At 43.7% G+C, this 1,349-nt stretch carries 1 protein-coding gene; it reads left to right on the top strand.

Annotated features, from left to right (window positions below):
• Window positions 1-173 precede the first annotated feature (173 nt).
• Window positions 174-1,349, top strand: a 1,176-nt coding sequence (locus tag B5D25_RS12660) for an IS30 family transposase (protein WP_078788322.1), incomplete at its 3' end; no start/stop codon positions are given.

The following is a 1,349-nucleotide window of genomic DNA, read 5'->3' as shown; positions in this document are numbered from 1 at the left end:
CCTCAATTGTAATCCGAGATTCCATACCCAGTATCTCGGATGAGTAGTACAAGTTAATAATTATAGGTGTAAGAGAGGGGTATGGATTCTCCCTTACAAACATGTGAGGCCGACTGGAAGGTTGGTCTCATTTTTGTTATACTTTGATTTCTGGCGGCTGGAAAGGAGCTACCATGTCAAGGTTTTTATCATATGAAGATCGTTTGATCATAGCCCAGCGACTCCAGGAGAGTGCCTCCTTCGGAGAGATTGGCAAAGAACTGGGACGTGATCGCACAACCATTGCGAAGGAGGTAAAAAAGTATTCTTACGACAAGAAGAGCGGTCGTCCCGGCTATCCATATAACCCGTGTAAGTTCCGCGTTTCATGTAAGGCCAAGAAAATATGTGGATCAAGATGTACTCATGAATCGGCATACAAATGTAGCATCTGTTCCGAGTGCACCGTACACTGTCCTGATTTTGAGGAAGACATCTGTTCCGTTAAGAGTAAACCTCCCTATGTTTGCAATGGATGCAGAGAGCTTCCAAAATGTACACTCTTAAAGCGTATCTATGATCCGGCTGATGCCCATGAAATGGCTCATAAAACCATTTCTGAATCCAGAACAGGAATCCTGTCAAATGAGGATGATATAGCCAGGATCAATGGTATAATCAGTCCTTTGGTTCGCAACGGGCAGTCACTGCATCAAGTTTACCTGGATCATGTGGATGATCTGATGTGCAGTGAAAAAACACTGTACAATTACGTTGATGCTCAGCTTTTTGATATCAGAAACATTGATCTGCCCCGCAAGGTCAAGTATCGACCTCGGTACAAACAGCCTGAATTCAAGGTGGACAGAGGCTGCAGGATAGGAAGGAATTATTCCGATTTTAAAAAGTTCCTTGAGGAGAACCCTGAAACAACCATTGTCCAGATGGATACCGTGATAGGACGCGTTGGCGGTAAATGTCTGCTCACAATACATTTCGTGGAGACAAGTCTTATGTTGGCGTTCCTTCGCGAAGCAAATACATCCGGTTCTGTCATACGCATTTTCAATGCCATTGACGAAGTCCTTGGCTCAAAAGCGTTTAACAGGCTTTTTCCTGTAATCCTTACGGATAACGGGAGTGAATTTTCAAATCCCAAAGAACTTGAGTATCGGGAAAAGTATCCTTATACGAGGACGAAGGTATTCTACTGCGATCCCAGTTCTCCTTATCAGAAAGGTGCCTGTGAAGTGAACCATGAGCTGATCCGTCGGATTCTTCCGAAGGGAAGCAGCTTTGATGATCTTACACAGGAAGATATCTTTCTGATGATGAACCATATCAACTCGTACAAAAGAAAAAAGCTGAAC

This window comes from Eubacterium ruminantium (assembly GCF_900167085.1).
Classification (GTDB): Bacteria; Bacillota; Clostridia; order Lachnospirales; family Lachnospiraceae; genus Eubacterium_Q; species Eubacterium_Q ruminantium.
This window is presented reverse-complemented; position numbering and strand designations above follow the sequence as displayed.